The sequence below is a fragment of the Paenibacillus sp. J5 genome, assembly GCF_054955055.1.
Genome location: NZ_JBUEDD010000005.1, coordinates 402,446 through 417,698, shown reverse-complemented (window position 1 = coordinate 417,698; position 15,253 = coordinate 402,446). Strand labels below are relative to the sequence as shown.

Here is a 15,253-nt window from a genome sequence, read left to right as displayed (position 1 = left end):
GCAGCCAGAGCAGAAAGACGTATATCTTTGCAATGCATATCGATAGTCCTGTTTTCTTCTTGATAACAAGGGGAAAAGGGACTATTTTTTTCGCCCTCATTCTCCCGCATGTCTCTTACTCCCGTTATCCTTCATAATCAAGCCCCTTCTATCATACATATAGGTTGACAAGCTTTCAAAGCATAGAGTAGGGGGCTAGAGCGATGGAAATCAAGGATGCGATCAGACAGCGCCGCCAGGAGAAAATTCGTAAAATTCAGGAGCAATCGCAGCGGTATAGCTCGCGTACTCCTGTTCAGGTGCAAGAGCCGCAGCCTGACAGCCGAGGAGAAGCGAGCGGGCATGTTGATGTGGAAGCTAACAGCTACCAGCTTAAGCGGGTGACCTCGACGCTTCAGGAGGACCATCCGCCAGAGCGCCGCGCACTAACGGACGCCGACCCGGAGCAGATGTGGAAGCGCAAGCGGGGAAGCTGGCGGGAGTGGGAGCAACTGCCGTCCGGCAATGTGATGCTGGCAGCCGGCGGAGAAGCGCCGCCGCGTCAGCCAGGGCCGGATAGGGGGCTGTTGCGTAAGGAGCTTATGATGAAGCTGCTGCTGAGTTGCCTGATGTTCGCGGGAATATGGGGAATGTTTCATCTGGACGAGCCATGGGCGCTGGAGGGGCAGCAGGTGGTGCGAGAAGCGCTCACAGAGGATATGAATTTCGAGGCGGTAGCTGTCTGGTATGAGAACACCTTCAGCGGTTCGCCAGCGTTCATCCCGATCTTCAGCGAGCGGCAGCCGCCCGCGGAGAAGGTAAGCGGCACGCTCAAGGAGAAGGTCGTCGCTCCGGTTGTTGACGGAGCGATTGTGCGCAGTTTTGCAGAGCTGCTGAACGGAGTGGAGATTGCGGCTGCGGACGGACAGGCGGTTCGTGCGATGCAGACCGGGCGCGTGCTGCTCGTCTCCGGGGATGCGTCGGGGAAGACCGTCGTCATCCAGCATGGAGGCAAGCGGCTAACCATCTACAGCAAGCTGAAGGAAACGACCGTGGCACAAAATGACTGGGTAGAGGGTGGTGACGAGATTGGCCGTCTACAGCCTGCCGCTGGACATAGTCCCAGCCTGCTGTTCTTCTCGGTGAAGGAAGATGAGCAATATGTTGATCCTGCGGATGTGGTTCCACTTGGCTAAGCTGCTGAAGATACGTTGGACGGTGCACCCCTTGTTTGTACTCATCATGATCGGTTCGGTCGTAACGGGCTATTTTCTTGAGCTGCTGACGTTGTTCGTTATCGTCCTTGTTCACGAGTTAGGCCATGTGTTTGCAGCGCTGGGCTTCGGGTGGACGATCCGCGAGGTCAAGCTGCTGCCCTTCGGCGGTGTGGCAGAGACTGAGGAGGCGGGATACTTGCCGGCCCGTGAGGAGATGGTCGTAGCGATTGCAGGCCCGCTGCAGAACGTCTGGATGGGGGTCTTTGCCTGGCTGTTCGGGCAGTGGGGGCTTCTCTCTCCAGAGTGGGCAACCCATCTTATTCAGGCAAATCTGATGATTGGCCTATTTAATCTGCTGCCGATATTGCCTCTTGACGGAGGGAGGCTGGTGCTTGCCTGGATGAGCTGCTATTTTCCATATCACCGCACCCTTGTATGGGGAGCGCGTCTGTCGCTGCTGGCGAGTGCAGCCGTGATGGTCTATTCGCTCATTCCGCCTGAGGAGCACGCAGGCATTCGAATTAACGCGCTGGCGATCGGTCTGTTTCTATTGGCCTCGAACTGGAGTTATTACCGCAATATTCCGTATGTATTTGTGCGGTTTCTCATGCATCGCGGCAGTACCGCACACAAGAGCAGAGGGGAAGACGAGCGGACATCGCCGATTATTGTCATGGCCCATCATACGCTTCAAACGACGCTGCGGCAGCTTATCAAGGGTCGCTATCATCTGATTATGGTTCGAGGTGGGAGAGGAGCGCCTGTTCATGTGGTGCCAGAGGAGATGGTGGTGCAGCGCTATCTGGTTAGCGGAAAACCAGGAAGTGCAGTCGGCGAGCTTTTTAGGTAAAATGGAATCAGATGATCAGGAAGCAGGTGATCGGCTGATGAAGCAAATGCTGATACAGAGCATGCAGCGGCTTATCCGCACCGCGGTGCTGGAGGATGGGTGCTTGATTGATTATGATATGGAGCAGGCTGCGGAGAGACAGCTTGTCGGCAACATTTATTTGGGGCGGGTGGTCAATGTGCTGCCTGGCATGCAGGCAGCCTTCGTCGATATTGGGCAAGGCAAAAACGCGTTTCTCTATATAGATGATCTGCTGCCGCCTCATCTGGAGCAGCAGCCGGCAGAGAAGCCGCCGATAACGAGCCTGATTAAGCCAGGACAGACGCTGCTGGTGCAGGTATCCAAGGAAGCAGCGGGCGCTAAAGGGGCCCGGGTTACAACCCATTACTCGCTGCCCGGACGCTACCTCGTCTATATGCCTGCTGCAGGCTATGTCGGTGTATCGAAGAAGATCGGCACCGAGCAGGAGCGTGAACGGCTCAGGAGGCTGGCTGAGGAGCTGCGTATGCGCGAAGAGGGGCTGATATTGCGTACAGTAGCGAAGGAATCCAGCGCAGAAGAGCTGGTGGAGGATCTGTCACAGCTACGCGGCCTGTGGCAGCAGATTCTGAACGCCTCTGAGGCGTGCGATGCTGCTCCTGCCGAGCTGCATGCAGAGGCAGGGATTGTCCAGCGCATGGTGCGAGATCGGCTGACAGAGGATATGGATCGCATCCTGATCAGCGATCCCCATATCTACAAGGAAGCGATTGCTCATGCGGCTGTCATGGCGCCGCTGCTTCAGGAGCGAATTGAGCTGACGGACAGTCGGGAAGACCTGTTCCAGCGCTTCGGAGTCGAGCAGCAGTTGGAGATGGCCTTCGGCAAACGGATTCGGCTGCCCAGCGGTGGAGACCTTGTATGGGAGCAGACGGAGGCGCTGACCGTTATTGATGTCAATACAGGCAAATTTACCGGTCATGTCGGTCTGGAGGATACGGTATATCAGACGAATATGGAGGCGGCGGCGGAGATAGCAAGACTGCTGCGACTGCGCGCGGCGGGCGGCATTATCATTATTGACTTCATTGACATGGAGCTGGAGGAGCATCGGGATCAGATCAAGCGACGCATGGAGCAGCTAACCGCCAAAGACCGCACGAGCAGCCATGTTGTCGGCTGGACGAGGCTTGGTCTGCTGGAGATGACACGCAAGAAGGGCAAGGAGAGCTCTGGAGGGCGAGTGCATGAGACATGCCCTGCTTGTCAGGGGAGCGGGAAGGTGCTGCGCAATCCGTTCGGGCATAGATAGCTGCTGAACCGGCTTGTCCGGGCTTGTCCGAGCCTGTCTGAGAAGAACTGAAGCGAGATGCAGCATCTCTGAGGACGGCGGGAGAGCATTGCAGGAAAAATGGATATGCCTCTTGAAAAGCTATATCGTATGTGGTAGAATCACAAGGTATGTGTCTAGTGCTTTTGGCTATACATGTGCTACAACCGCTCCGATCAGGTTGAAGTGTGGCGGCATACCTGCCGTTGCCACCTGTAATTAGGCGAGTCTTAGACATGAGGAGGTGCACCAACTATGTACGCAATTATTGAAACTGGCGGCAAGCAATACAAAGTTCAAGAGGGCGATGTGCTTTACATCGAGAAGCTCGAGCTGAACGAAGGCGACAGTGTAACTTTTGATCGTGTACTGGCAGTATCCAAAGGTGAAGGTCTTGTGACTGGAACTCCGGTTGTTGCTGGCGCAAGCGTAACCGCTACTGTCGACAAGCATGGCAGAGGTCAGAAGATCGTCGTTTACAAATACAAAGCGAAAAAGAACTACCGTCGCAAGCAAGGTCATCGTCAACCGTACACGAAAGTGACGATTGGCAAGATCCAAGCCTAAGAGGTATTCTTATGATATCGGTTCATATTACACGGCGTAAGCCGGATCGCAGAATTATGCGTTTCTCTATTGAGGGGCATGCGAATTATGCGAATAAAGGCAAGGATATTGTGTGTGCGGGTGTGTCAGCCGTATCGGTTGGGGCTGTTAATTCCGTTGAAGCTTTGGCGGGTGTTCAGCTTCCTGCATCGATGAAGGACGGGTGGCTAAGTTCCGAGGTTCCTGAGGAAGCAGACGCTTCCGTGGATGCCAAGGTACAGCTCCTGCTTGAATCGATGGTTGTCATGCTGGATAGCATACAGCAATCCTACAGCCGTTTCGTGAAGATTCACGAGCATTATTTGTAGAAAGGGAGGGTTACCCATGTTGCAGCTTAATCTTCAGCTTTTCGCATCCAAGAAAGGTGTAGGTTCCACAAAGAACGGACGGGACAGTCAATCCAAGCGCCTTGGAGCCAAGCGTGCAGATGGACAAACCGTAACTGCTGGCAGCATTCTTGTGCGCCAACGCGGTACGAAGATCCATCCAGGCAACAATGTTGGCATCGGCAAAGATGACACATTGTTCGCTATGGTAGAAGGTGTTGTTAAATTTGAACGTTGGGGCCGCGATCGCAAGAAAGTGAGCGTGTATCCGGTACCAGCCGCAGCAGTTGCTGCTGCAGTCGAAGTTTAATAACGAGCTTTCCCCGGTCCGGTTAAGGGCCGGGGTTATTTTTTTAGCTGTCAACTATCGATTAACTACTCATTTTATGGTATTATTCTATTTTATGGCAATTATGGCTTGCTTGTCAAAACGCAGACGGCCGTTAATGGTGACACATTGCTGGGGCTTGCCTTACGACCGCAGGTTCGATGCTGCGCCATTTTTACGCTTGAGGAGGGTGTGTGGAACACGGGAAAAAGGATGCTGCGGCATACTGGAGCAGCCTGCAGCTTTAAGATGAACTTTGCGTAATGGCGTGCTATACTGTTAAAGGCTGGTGGCTATTACATTGAAGCTACGATAGGAGATGATTTGCATACATCCGTTAAAAACGATTGCCGCAGTATCAGTCATCCTTCCTGCGGTAACCATATGGATATGGGAGGAGCGTTTGTGGGCGCTGCTGCTGTTCGTCTTCTGGGTTGCGGGTGCAGCTTATGTAGTGATTTCGCTCGACCGGAAAGAGCAAGCGGAGAAAGCGGCGAGGCAGATTCGTGAAACTCAGGAAATGTCGATTAAAACCTTAACTCATCATCGTCATGACTGGATGAATGATCTTCAGGTCTTATATGGATACATACGCATGAACAAGCCTGACAAGGTATCGCATTTCGTGGAACGCATCCGGGATCGAATGGCGATGGAGAGCATCTATTCGAAGTTGGGTGAGCCTGCGCTTGTATTCTATATCCAGTCTCTCCGCACGTTCAGCTCCGTATTCCATGCGGATGTCAGGGTGGAGGGAGAGGTCAATCTTAGCCAGCTCCCTGTGGATGCCAGTAAGCTGTCACATACCATTATCGGACTGATGGAGCTATATCGGCATGATGCTGAGACGACGAAGGGCGATCCTGTTCAATTGCGCGTCGTGCTTCGCAGGGATGAGGATGGTGTCACGCTTGAATTTGAATATGATGGGGAGTTGACGCTGTCCCAAGAGGCAGCGAGTCAGTGGAGCAGGCTTATGAATGAAGGAGTGGTGCGGCGAGTGGATGACGGCACTGCTTGGAACAATCTGATATGCGAAGTAGAATTGCCGGAAGGATGGGCATCGGCAACGAACTGAATTGGAGGGACATCATGTTTGTAGATAAGGCAAAGATATTCGTTAAGGGCGGCAATGGCGGCGATGGGCTTATATCCTTCCGCAGAGAGCTATATGTGCCGGAAGGCGGTCCGGCAGGTGGTGATGGCGGACGTGGCGGCAATGTCATCTTCCGGGTGGACGAGGGGCTGCGTACCTTGATGGATTTCCGTTACCAGAAGCACTTTAAGGCGCCGCGTGGCGAGAAGGGGAAGGTTAAGGGGATGCATGGAGCGGGCGCGGATGATCTTGTCGTTCGTATTCCGCCAGGTACGATTCTTGTGGATGATGATTCACAGGAGATTATCGCTGACTTGACCCGGCACGGTCAAGAGGTGATCGTCGCCAAGGGTGGACGCGGAGGACGCGGCAATATTCGCTTCGCGACGCCAAGCAATCCAGCTCCCTACATCTCGGAAAATGGGGAAGAGGGCGAGGAGCGCTGGATTACGATGGAGCTGAAGGTGATGGCGGATGTCGGCCTGGTCGGCTTCCCGAGTGTCGGCAAATCAACGATGCTCTCTGTAGTTTCAGCGGCGAGGCCTAAGATTGGAGCCTATCACTTTACTACGCTGACTCCTAACCTTGGCGTAGTCGATGTCGGCGATAGCCGCAGCTTCGTCATGGCCGATCTGCCGGGGCTGATCGAGGGGGCGCATGAGGGCATCGGTCTGGGGCATGAGTTCTTGCGTCATGTCGAGCGGACGCGGGTCATTATTCATGTCGTGGATATGGCGGCATCTGAAGGGCGTGATCCGTTCGAGGACTGGCTCAAAATTAACGAGGAGCTGGAGAAATATAATCCGAAGCTGGCCGAGCGTCCGCAGATCATTGCGGCGAACAAGATGGATATGCCCGATGCCGAGGAGCTATTAGAGCTGTTCAAGCAGCAGTTGGCTGAGCATCCCGGTGGCGACAGCTACCAGATCGTGCCGGTCTCTTCCTTGACGAAGCAAGGGATACAGGAGCTGCTCTATAAAGCAGCGGATATGCTGGATGCGATTCCTGAGGCGCCGCTCGTCGAGGAAGTGAAGGAGACGGGAGAGCGTAAAGTATTCAAGTTCAACAAAAAGGATGAAGAGGCTTCCTTCACCGTTCGCTATGACGAGGGCATCTATGTGGTAGAGAGCGAGAACATTGAGAAGTTTATTCATCGCAACAATCTGAACTCATACGACGAAGTGATGCGTTTTGCACGCATTATGCGCAAGATGGGTGTGGACAATGCGCTGCGCAAGGCCGGGGCTAAGGACGGCGATCTGGTGCGGATCGGGGATTTCGGATTTGAATTTTTTGAAGGCAGCGACTATATTTTTGAATAGAGTGGGGGTTACAGGCCGGTTGCTTCATGCAGCCGGCCTGTCTGCTGTGCGGGCGATCGGCTTGTCGCGAAAGCTGCCTATTGCGGTAAGGCTGCTGCTGCGTTATAATGTCCACTATAGGTAAACATTTGTCTTTTGTAGGAGGACGATTGATGACGGATCGTTATTATGTCGTTCGTGGGGATATATTGCCCGATGGCATTCTGAAGACTCTCCAGGTGAAGGAGATGTTGCAGCGCGGTGAGGTTGCTACCGTTCATGAGGCAGTGGAGCGGGTGGGACTAAGCCGCAGTGCTTTTTACAAATACAAGGATGGCATTGCAGTGTTTAATCCGCTGGAGCGCGAGCGCATCGTGACGATCTCCATGGATCTGCAGCATCGCTCCGGTGTGCTGTCGAAGGTGCTCGGATTGGTGGCGGGCTGTGAAGGTAATGTGCTCACGATCCACCAGAGCATTCCACTGCAAGGGCTGGCTAATGTTGTCATCTCTGTCGACACCGGCTTGCTTGACAGGTCGGTGAACGAGCTATTGGCAGCGATTCGCGCTCAGGATGGAGTGAGCCGCGCCTCGGTAGTTGGGCAGGGATAGCATATAAATTAGATTCATAGAGGCTGGAGGAGAGATGATGAAACCGGTAAAGGTAGGGCTGTTAGGGCTTGGAACTGTAGGTACAGGTGTTGTACGCATTGTGGAAGGACATCAGGAGGATCTGAGGAGCCGGACGGGCTCACCGATCGTCATCGAGAAGATATTAGTGCAGAACCGCAGCAAAGCGCGGTCCATCGCGATTCACCCTGATAAGCTGACAGAAGATCCGTATGATATTATTCATAATCCCGACATTGATGTTGTGGTGGAGGTTATGGGCGGTATCGACCACACGAAGGGTTATATACTGGAGGCTCTGGCCCGTGGCAAGCATGTTGTCACCGCCAATAAGGACCTGATGGCGCTGCATGGCCCTGAGCTGCTGCTCCGGGCGGAGGAGAACGGCTGCGATGTGCTGTATGAGGCCAGCGTTGCGGGCGGCATCCCGATCATTCGTACTCTGATCGATGGTTTCTCATCCGATCGCATCACGAAGATTATGGGCATTGTCAACGGCACAACGAATTATATTCTGAGCAAGATGAGCCAGGAGGGAGCTTCCTACCAGGCGGTGCTCAAGGAGGCGCAGCAGCTAGGCTATGCCGAGGCCGATCCGACCTCGGATGTAGAGGGACTGGATGCCGCGCGCAAGATGACGATCCTGTCGACCTTAGGCTTCCGCACCAACGTAGCGCTGGAGGATGTAAGCACCAAGGGCATCTCCGCGGTCAGCAGCGAGGATATCGCCTATGCCAAGCGTCTGGGGTATGAGCTGAAGCTGCTGGGCATCGCCGAGAGCCAGGATGACTATATTAGCGTGACGGTGGAGCCGACGATGGTGAAGCAGAGCCATCCGATCGCCTCGGTCAATGGCGTATTCAATGCCGTATACGTCTATGGTGAGGCTGTAGGCGAGACGATGTTCTATGGCCCAGGAGCGGGCGAGCTGCCTACGGCAACCTCGATCGTCGCTGACCTGGCTGCTGTGGTGCAGAATATGCGGCTCGGCGTGAATGGCCGTCAGGCAGCAAGAGCCTACAAGGAGAAGAAGCTGAAACGCGATGAGCAGATCGTAAGCAAGTATTTTCTGTTGCTTGACGTTGAGGATCGTGCTGGCGTGCTGGCTCGCATCACGCAGGTTTTTGCCGAATATGAGGTGAGTCTGGAGTCGGTGCTGCAGCAGCCTAATCCGTCGAATCCCGAGGCGGAGATTATCGTCATTACTCATGATGCGAATAAGGCGGCGATGAACAAGGTGCTGGGGGCATTTGAATCGCTGGATGTCATCCGGCAAGTGAAGAGCGTCTACCGTGTGGAAGGATAGGCAGCTTGGGCGACGATTTTGTCAGCACTAAGCATGAATCATGGACTATGAAGAATGCAGCAAGCATAGGGTGGCGGGCGCAGGCTCAGGCGGGAGAAGTCTGGTAGCGCTAGCCTCCGATTGCGGCAATGATTTTGTGGAGGGAGCAAGTGAAATGGACAAACGCCGGGTAATCGTCAAGGTGCCCGCCAGCACGGCGAATCTGGGGCCAGGCTTCGATACGCTTGGAATGGCTTTATCTCTGTACGCCTGGGTTGATATGTCTGTCGCGGTGGATGGCATCACGCACATCGAGCTTCTGGGAAGCGGCATGGACGGTATTCCGCGCGACAAATCGAATCTGATCTATAAGGTGGCGCAACTCGTATTCAAGGAGGCGGGACTGCCTGAGCAGGAGCTGCACATTGCCATGTATAGCGAGATTCCGTTGACGAGAGGGCTGGGCAGCAGCGCTTCGGCAATCGTTGGCGCACTGATCGCTGCCAATGAACTGGCAGGCAGACCGCTATCTATGCAGAAGCTGTTCACGCTAGCTACCCGATGGGAGGGGCACCCGGACAATGTGGGCGCTTCATTATTCGGCGGCATCATCGTCGCGGCTTGGGATGGAGAACGGGCAGACCATGTTCGCCTGGAGCCACCGCCTGGATTGGATGTCCTGGTGGCTATTCCGCAATTCCAGTTGTCTACCGAGAAGGCCCGCCATGCGCTCCCAGACCAGTACAGCAGGCAGGATACCGTCTATAACATCAGCCACAGCTCACTCCTCGTGGCGGCTCTTGCAACTGGACGGCTCGATCTGATCCGCCATGCGATGAAGGATCGGGTGCATGAGCCGTACCGCGCAGTACTCATTCCGGGAATGTCGAAGATATTGAAGGAGGCGGTCGAGCATGGAGCGATCGCAACGGCGCTCAGCGGAGCGGGGCCTACCCTGCTGGCACTGATCGAATCTGACAGCAGCCGCAAGGACGAGCTGCAAGGCTTTCTGTTGAATACGCTCGAACAGGAAGGGGTAGCGGCCGATTCGATCTGGCTGACACCATGCCTGAGCGGGCCGGAGGTGGATTGGCTGGAGCAGCCAACGGAGCGAGTGTCGCTGATGGAATGGATAAAAGGAGAAGTTAAAGCATGATCAGTGTAGCATTGCTGCCACAGGGCAGCACATCGGATGAAGCGGCTCAGTATTTATTTGGCGAGACGGAAGTGGACTATCGTTATTACAAGCCGATTGCTGACGTATTTCTGTCCACTGCGGGCGGCAAGACGGATTACAGTGTCATTCCAATCGAGAATACGATTGAAGGGTCAGTTAGTCTGCATGTGGACTGGCTAGTGCACGAGGTGGAGCTGCCGATTCAGGCGGAATGGGTCTACCCGTCGCTGCAAAATTTGATCGGCCACAGAAGCGAGCTGCAAGGAGCTGATGGAAGCCTTGTCGGTGAACGAATCGTTAAGGTGCTGAGCCATCCGGTGGCGCTGGCACAGTGCAGCCAGTTCTTGCGCACCTTTCTTCCGCATGTCGAGTTGGAGCAGGTCAGCAGCACGGTCGAAGCCGTCCGGCTGGTGAAGGATAATCCCGGGGCAGGCTGGGCTGCAATCGGTACCCGTTCGGGAGCCAGGCTGCATGGGCTTGATATCGTGAGGGAGTCGGTCACCGATCATAGCAATAACTATACCCGATTTTTGCTGGTCGGCTCCAAGCCGTTTGAAGCGAGAAGCTCAGATAAACGCAAAACCAGTATTCTGGTTAGCCTGAATGAAGATTATCCGGGTGCTTTGCATCAAGTGCTGTCCGCGTTCTCCTGGCGGCGTATAAACCTGTCGAAGATCGAATCGCGGCCGACGAAGAAGCGGTTGGGCAACTACTACTTCTATATCGATATTGAAATGCCGGTGGAGGCGGTGCTGCTGCAGTCCGCTTTCAGCGAGATTGAGGCCATCGGCCACCAGATTCGCATTTTGGGGTCATATCCTAGCTTTTCTTACCGTTAAACAGCGAAATAACCCGAGTGAAAGCTCTATTATTCTCCCGCAGACATCTGTCTGCGGTTTTTTTTGCGATATGAGGGGACATCGGCCCATGTTGTGCATAGGATGTAACGATTAGTGGTCTACAGAGGGCGTCTAAGCAATCCGTAGCCCGTAGCCCAAGAACGTGATAGGAGGTTTATGCCGCGTGAAAATCCATATTGTCAAGCAGGGCGAGTCCTTGTACACCATCTCGCAGAAGTATGGGGTGTCCCTGGATGAGGTCATCAAGCTTAATCCAGATATTGCCAATCCGAATGTCATCGATGTGGGTATGAAGGTCAAGGTTCCATCTGCTCCCCCCAAGCCTCATGAGACAGAAATGATGCACCAGCATGTCGTTGTCGAGGGTGATACGTTATGGAAGCTATCAAAGGCTTGGGGAATCCCACTCAACGATATGATCAAGGCCAACCCGCAGCTTAGCAATCCAAACGTACTTACGGTAGGTGAGATCGTCAATATTCCAAAGGAGAGCCACTCGGGTACCATGCTGCCAGGCCTGGCGCAACCCAGTGCAACGGCCCCGAATGCACCATCGAACGTCTCTCCCGCGGGCAAGGTATCTACTGAACAGATTGCACCTATGCCCAAAAAGGAGCTTACCGCCCCCAAGCCGGTTACTCCTCCGCCAGCGCCGCCGGTTGTCCAGCCTGAGACGGTGAAGCCGCCAGCGCCACCGATGCCGAAGCCTGAGGTGAAGCCAGCGCCGCCAGTGGTGAAGCCTGAGGCAGCGAAACCGAAGGAGAAGGAACAGCCGCTTGCCAAGAAGCAGCCGAGCCAGCCGCTGTTCAAACAGCAGGACATCCAAGCGATGCCTGTATTACAGCCGTTCTCTGTTCCAGCCATGCCGCAGATGCCACAAATGCCTCAGCAACTATCTCCTGTCCAGCAGAGTCCTCACATGGGCGCCTACCAGGCCTATCCTATGCCTTTGCAGCAAGCAGCCCATAATCAACTTCAACCAGTCAATGTTGCACCGGCGTACTATGGCCCGAATGCGTACTCTTCCTCTAATCTGTATGGGAATACGCCAATGTCGCCCATTCATGATGCTGCTCTGCCTCAGCTTGACCCATGGGGCGGCTATGCTCCTTATGGGATGAATCCCTATGGTGGCTATGCAGCGATGCCGCAGGCGCAGTCGGGAGGGCACTCCCCGGCAGGATACCAAGTGGGCGGCTATGAACATGGGGCGTCTGCGATGCCAGCGATGCTCAGCAATGCGCCATCCGGGTTCCCCGGGGTGGATGTTCAGGGCACACAGGCAGTAGAGGGTTGGGGACATGGATCGCCAAACCAGCAGGCAGACTGGGGCAACATGTCCCTGAATCAGCAGGCGGGCTGGGGCAGCATGTCCCCGAACCAGCAGGCAGACTGGGGCAACATGTCCCCGAACCAGCAGGCGGACTGGGGCAACATGTCCCCGAACCAGCAGGCGGACTGGGGCAGCATGTCCCCGAACCAGCAGGCAGACTGGGGCAGCATGTCCCCGAACCAGCAGGCGGGCTGGGGCAACATGTCCCCGAACCAGCAGGCGGGCTGGGGCAGTATGTCCTCGAACCAGCCTGTTGGATGGGGAGGAGCCTCCGTCAACAACGCCCCGTTATGGGGCAATGATGCACCACAGATGACTCTACCCGCCAATGTGCAGCCTTCTGGCTATTATGCGGGGGGCAAGGAAATGAAGAAGCCATGCGGCTGTGGAGAGAAGCTTAGAGCGGAGGAGACTGCTGCCAAGGCAGAGGTGAAGTCGCCGCAGGCCGCCAAGCGCAAGAACAAGCCGGCATCTAAAAAGGTGACGGTACAGAGCACAACAAGAACATCGTCGCAATCTCGCGGCAAAAACAGGCCTTGGATTAATCGATAGCTTGCCATTATGACTTTACAGAGATAAAAACTCAAGGGGGAATCAGCCCTGTAGCGCATATCCTCATGCGTTGCAGGGCTATCTGGCTTATCTAAGGATATGGAGGAGATCGCTCCACAGCCTCAACTGGGCTGGAGCTATATGGAAGGGTACCGATGGGCATGTCTCCGCAACATATGCTAACCTTAGCTTCCCATTTTTTATAGAAGTAAAACAGAAGGTTAATGAATCAGCTTGTTGAATTATAGTGTGAAGGGGAGTTATCCAATTAGGTCGTGTCTGAACACCCGTTCAAGGGCATCTCTCCCCGCCTTTTCGCCCCATGCTGCGTTGCCTTTTCTTGACGTACCCCCGGTACGCCTGCGAAAAAGCGCCTTGCCTGGAACGAAAATTCGGCCAGATCTGATCCGTTCAGAGTGTTCAGACACGCCCTAGATTGAAAGGTAGGGGCAAATGATGAAATACAGAAAGGCAACACCGAGTGAACGCGAGGAATACATAGATCTAGCCAACTATGCCTTTCACTTTGATTTTGAAACCTTAATGCCCAAGGCGTATGACAAAAACGTAGATACTTCAGCGATGCATATGGTTGCTGAGGATGAGAAAGGCAGACTGCGAGCGCAGGTGGCTGTCTTTCCTGAGACACTGACGGTATGTGACGATACGCTGCGAGCTTGCTATTTGGGTACCGTATCGGTTCACCCCCGTGCGCGTGGCGAAGGACATATGAAGGTACTTATGAACATGTGGCTTGAAGAGCTGCGGGATACGTATGATATGGTCGTATTATATGGCCAGCGACAGAGATATGAGTATTTCGGCTTCACACTTGGCGGTGTAAAGTTCAAGTATTTCGTGGGAGGAGCGAACGTGCGTCATGCCTTAGGACATGTGAACGACACAGAAATACGCTTCTCCGCGTTATTTGAGGTTGAAGGAGCAGAATCCTTTGCGCATCGTATCAACACCGCGCGGTCTGCTTATGTTGAGCGTAATGTACAGCAAATGCCCCTTATCTTCAACACCCTCCATCAAAAGGCGCTGGGCGTTCTGGATAAAGATAAGTTAATCGGGTATCTGGTCGTTAACAAAGCAGGTGATGAAATATCTGAATTTGCGATGGAAAACACAGAAGACATTGCACGGACGATTAAGGCTTATATGGGATATAGCAAAGCAGAGCGGATTTCTATCTGTACCCCGGAATATGACATGGCTCTAAATGCGACGCTTGGCAGCCTGGCGGAGGATTATGTTATCGAGACCTCAGATATGTATCATATTCTGGATTTCGCCAATGTATTGAAGGCTTATCTGACACTCAAATTGAAGACCATAGGGCTTATTCATGGGGAATTCTCCGCAATCATGGACGGTCAGCCAGTTACTGCACGAGTAGATGCGAGTGGCGTGACGGTCGAGCGGTCTGCCAAGCAAGGAGCGGCCGTCCTGAATAAGCAGCAGTCTCAGGCGCTATTGCTTACGCAACACAGTCGCTATATGGCAGTTGACGCGCCGGCAGGATGGTTCCCGCTGCCCTTATTCTGGTATATGATTGATAAATTCTAACTGATCGTTGAATACAGCGAGATAAATGCAGGGCCATCCTATGAAGGATGGCTCTAAAACTCGTCATGACAGACTATGCGGAGAGGGGACAGCAAGCAAGCTGCCCAAATTGCGCATAGTCTCCCTTGACCTGGGGGATGCTACAAGCAAAAACAGGAGGGAGCATCTGTTATGTTGGCGTTCAACTTGTGGAAGAAGCTAAAAAGGCGGCTGCGCAAGGGAAGAAGGCCGCTTTGGGCATTGGGAGGACTGGGGCTGCTTCTGTTCTTAGCACCTATTGTTCTGATGTCGCAGCCAACCGTGCTGCATGCCGCGCAACAGGAAGACGAATATCATCAGCAGGGCAGAGCCGCTCTTGCACGAATGAGTGATGACGGCGTGTTAAAGGTTGTGCTAAGGAAGCAATATGTGTGCGGGGAGGAGGCCAGCGCTTTGGGAAAGCTGAGCGCCGTTGCAATCACGAAGCTGCTGGATGAGCACCCCCACTGGACGATTCAACTGAAAGGGCAAGAAGAGGCTATATTGACGGAGAAGATTGAGGATTTGGCAGAGGACTGCAAGGGCAAGGTATTCTTTAGTCTGGACAAGCTGGGGAATTTCACGCTGTTTGAGGGTCCTCCGGCTGATGAGAAAGTGATGCGTACCTTCTTCCAGCTAGATATGAGCTATATGGAGAGCAGTCTGCCCAAAGAACAACTGCAGGCATTGGCTAAAGGAATTCGGATCTGTGATGTGGACGAATACCATAGCATGCTGTCCTCCTATAGCGAATTTGCAATGAGGGGGCCGCGCAGCAAGCGGGTAATGAATTCAACCCATCATGACTAGAAATG

15 protein-coding genes and 1 other annotated feature are annotated in these 15,253 nt (G+C 54.0%); all 15 genes read left to right on the top strand.

Annotated features, from left to right (window positions below):
• Positions 1 to 203 precede the first annotated feature (203 nt).
• Positions 204 to 1,175, top strand: coding sequence for a peptidoglycan DD-metalloendopeptidase family protein (locus tag ACY1JZ_RS11875; protein ID WP_462629322.1), 972 nt, complete (start codon positions 204 to 206; stop codon positions 1,173 to 1,175).
• The gene (locus ACY1JZ_RS11870) at positions 1,132 to 2,046 is read left to right on the top strand and encodes a M50 family metallopeptidase (RefSeq protein WP_462629321.1); all 915 of its coding nucleotides are present in this window, start codon (positions 1,132 to 1,134) and stop codon (positions 2,044 to 2,046) included. The genes ACY1JZ_RS11875 and ACY1JZ_RS11870 overlap by 44 nt, the downstream gene beginning before the upstream one ends.
• A gap of 37 nt (positions 2,047 to 2,083) precedes the next feature.
• Entirely contained in the window at positions 2,084 to 3,337 is a 1,254-nt protein-coding gene (locus ACY1JZ_RS11865) for an Rne/Rng family ribonuclease (RefSeq protein WP_462629320.1), read from the top strand.
• 173 nt (positions 3,338 to 3,510) lie between these two features.
• Positions 3,511 to 3,596: a sequence feature (ribosomal protein L21 leader region), on the top strand.
• Between the two features lie 14 nt (positions 3,597 to 3,610).
• Positions 3,611 to 3,922, top strand: a complete 312-nt coding sequence (gene rplU, locus ACY1JZ_RS11860; RefSeq protein ID WP_270164634.1) for a 50S ribosomal protein L21 — start codon at positions 3,611 to 3,613, stop codon at positions 3,920 to 3,922.
• 11 nt (positions 3,923 to 3,933) lie between these two features.
• Positions 3,934 to 4,269, top strand: a complete 336-nt coding sequence (locus ACY1JZ_RS11855; protein ID WP_462629319.1) for a ribosomal-processing cysteine protease Prp — start codon at positions 3,934 to 3,936, stop codon at positions 4,267 to 4,269.
• Between the two features lie 16 nt (positions 4,270 to 4,285).
• A complete protein-coding gene (rpmA, locus tag ACY1JZ_RS11850; RefSeq protein WP_270164631.1) occupies positions 4,286 to 4,597 on the top strand; it encodes a 50S ribosomal protein L27 in 312 nt (103 codons plus the stop codon).
• 421 nt (positions 4,598 to 5,018) lie between these two features.
• Complete coding sequence (locus ACY1JZ_RS11845; RefSeq protein ID WP_270164630.1) at positions 5,019 to 5,693, top strand: Spo0B domain-containing protein; 675 nt, start codon at positions 5,019 to 5,021, stop codon at positions 5,691 to 5,693.
• Positions 5,694 to 5,707: 14 nt separating this feature from the next.
• Positions 5,708 to 7,033, top strand: coding sequence for a GTPase ObgE (gene obgE, locus ACY1JZ_RS11840; protein ID WP_270164628.1), 1,326 nt, complete (start codon positions 5,708 to 5,710; stop codon positions 7,031 to 7,033).
• A gap of 152 nt (positions 7,034 to 7,185) precedes the next feature.
• The gene (locus ACY1JZ_RS11835) at positions 7,186 to 7,623 is read left to right on the top strand and encodes an ACT domain-containing protein (RefSeq protein WP_462629317.1); all 438 of its coding nucleotides are present in this window, start codon (positions 7,186 to 7,188) and stop codon (positions 7,621 to 7,623) included.
• 37 nt (positions 7,624 to 7,660) lie between these two features.
• Complete coding sequence (locus tag ACY1JZ_RS11830; RefSeq protein ID WP_270172563.1) at positions 7,661 to 8,947, top strand: homoserine dehydrogenase; 1,287 nt, start codon at positions 7,661 to 7,663, stop codon at positions 8,945 to 8,947.
• A 154-nt stretch (positions 8,948 to 9,101) separates the two neighbouring features.
• Positions 9,102 to 10,082: a homoserine kinase gene (thrB, locus tag ACY1JZ_RS11825; RefSeq protein ID WP_462629402.1), complete on the top strand. Its 981-nt coding sequence runs from the start codon at positions 9,102 to 9,104 to the stop codon at positions 10,080 to 10,082.
• The gene (gene pheA / locus ACY1JZ_RS11820; protein ID WP_462629316.1) at positions 10,079 to 10,942 is read left to right on the top strand and encodes a prephenate dehydratase; all 864 of its coding nucleotides are present in this window, start codon (positions 10,079 to 10,081) and stop codon (positions 10,940 to 10,942) included. The genes thrB and pheA overlap by 4 nt, the downstream gene beginning before the upstream one ends.
• 184 nt (positions 10,943 to 11,126) lie before the next feature.
• A complete protein-coding gene (locus ACY1JZ_RS11815; RefSeq protein ID WP_462629315.1) occupies positions 11,127 to 12,848 on the top strand; it encodes a LysM peptidoglycan-binding domain-containing protein in 1,722 nt (573 codons plus the stop codon).
• Positions 12,849 to 13,301: 453 nt separating this feature from the next.
• Positions 13,302 to 14,420 (top strand): GNAT family N-acetyltransferase, encoded by a 1,119-nt coding sequence (locus ACY1JZ_RS11810; RefSeq protein WP_462629314.1) that lies wholly within the window; start codon positions 13,302 to 13,304, stop codon positions 14,418 to 14,420.
• Positions 14,421 to 14,591: 171 nt separating this feature from the next.
• Positions 14,592 to 15,248 carry a BofC C-terminal domain-containing protein gene (locus ACY1JZ_RS11805; RefSeq protein ID WP_462629313.1) on the top strand — a complete coding sequence of 219 codons (657 nt, stop codon included), beginning with the start codon at positions 14,592 to 14,594 and terminating at the stop codon, positions 15,246 to 15,248.
• Positions 15,249 to 15,253: the final 5 nt, after the last annotated feature.

Coding starts and splice junctions, on each gene's coding strand:
- ACY1JZ_RS11875 (WP_462629322.1), top strand. CDS start 204: ATGGAAATCAAGGATGCGATCAGACAGCGCCGCCAGGAGAAAATTCGT.
- ACY1JZ_RS11870 (WP_462629321.1), top strand. CDS start 1,132: ATGAGCAATATGTTGATCCTGCGGATGTGGTTCCACTTGGCTAAGCTG.
- ACY1JZ_RS11865 (WP_462629320.1), top strand. CDS start 2,084: ATGAAGCAAATGCTGATACAGAGCATGCAGCGGCTTATCCGCACCGCG.
- rplU (WP_270164634.1), top strand. CDS start 3,611: ATGTACGCAATTATTGAAACTGGCGGCAAGCAATACAAAGTTCAAGAG.
- ACY1JZ_RS11855 (WP_462629319.1), top strand. CDS start 3,934: ATGATATCGGTTCATATTACACGGCGTAAGCCGGATCGCAGAATTATG.
- rpmA (WP_270164631.1), top strand. CDS start 4,286: ATGTTGCAGCTTAATCTTCAGCTTTTCGCATCCAAGAAAGGTGTAGGT.
- obgE (WP_270164628.1), top strand. CDS start 5,708: ATGTTTGTAGATAAGGCAAAGATATTCGTTAAGGGCGGCAATGGCGGC.
- ACY1JZ_RS11835 (WP_462629317.1), top strand. CDS start 7,186: ATGACGGATCGTTATTATGTCGTTCGTGGGGATATATTGCCCGATGGC.
- ACY1JZ_RS11830 (WP_270172563.1), top strand. CDS start 7,661: ATGAAACCGGTAAAGGTAGGGCTGTTAGGGCTTGGAACTGTAGGTACA.
- thrB (WP_462629402.1), top strand. CDS start 9,102: ATGGACAAACGCCGGGTAATCGTCAAGGTGCCCGCCAGCACGGCGAAT.
- pheA (WP_462629316.1), top strand. CDS start 10,079: ATGATCAGTGTAGCATTGCTGCCACAGGGCAGCACATCGGATGAAGCG.
- ACY1JZ_RS11810 (WP_462629314.1), top strand. CDS start 13,302: ATGATGAAATACAGAAAGGCAACACCGAGTGAACGCGAGGAATACATA.
- ACY1JZ_RS11805 (WP_462629313.1), top strand. CDS start 14,592: ATGTTGGCGTTCAACTTGTGGAAGAAGCTAAAAAGGCGGCTGCGCAAG.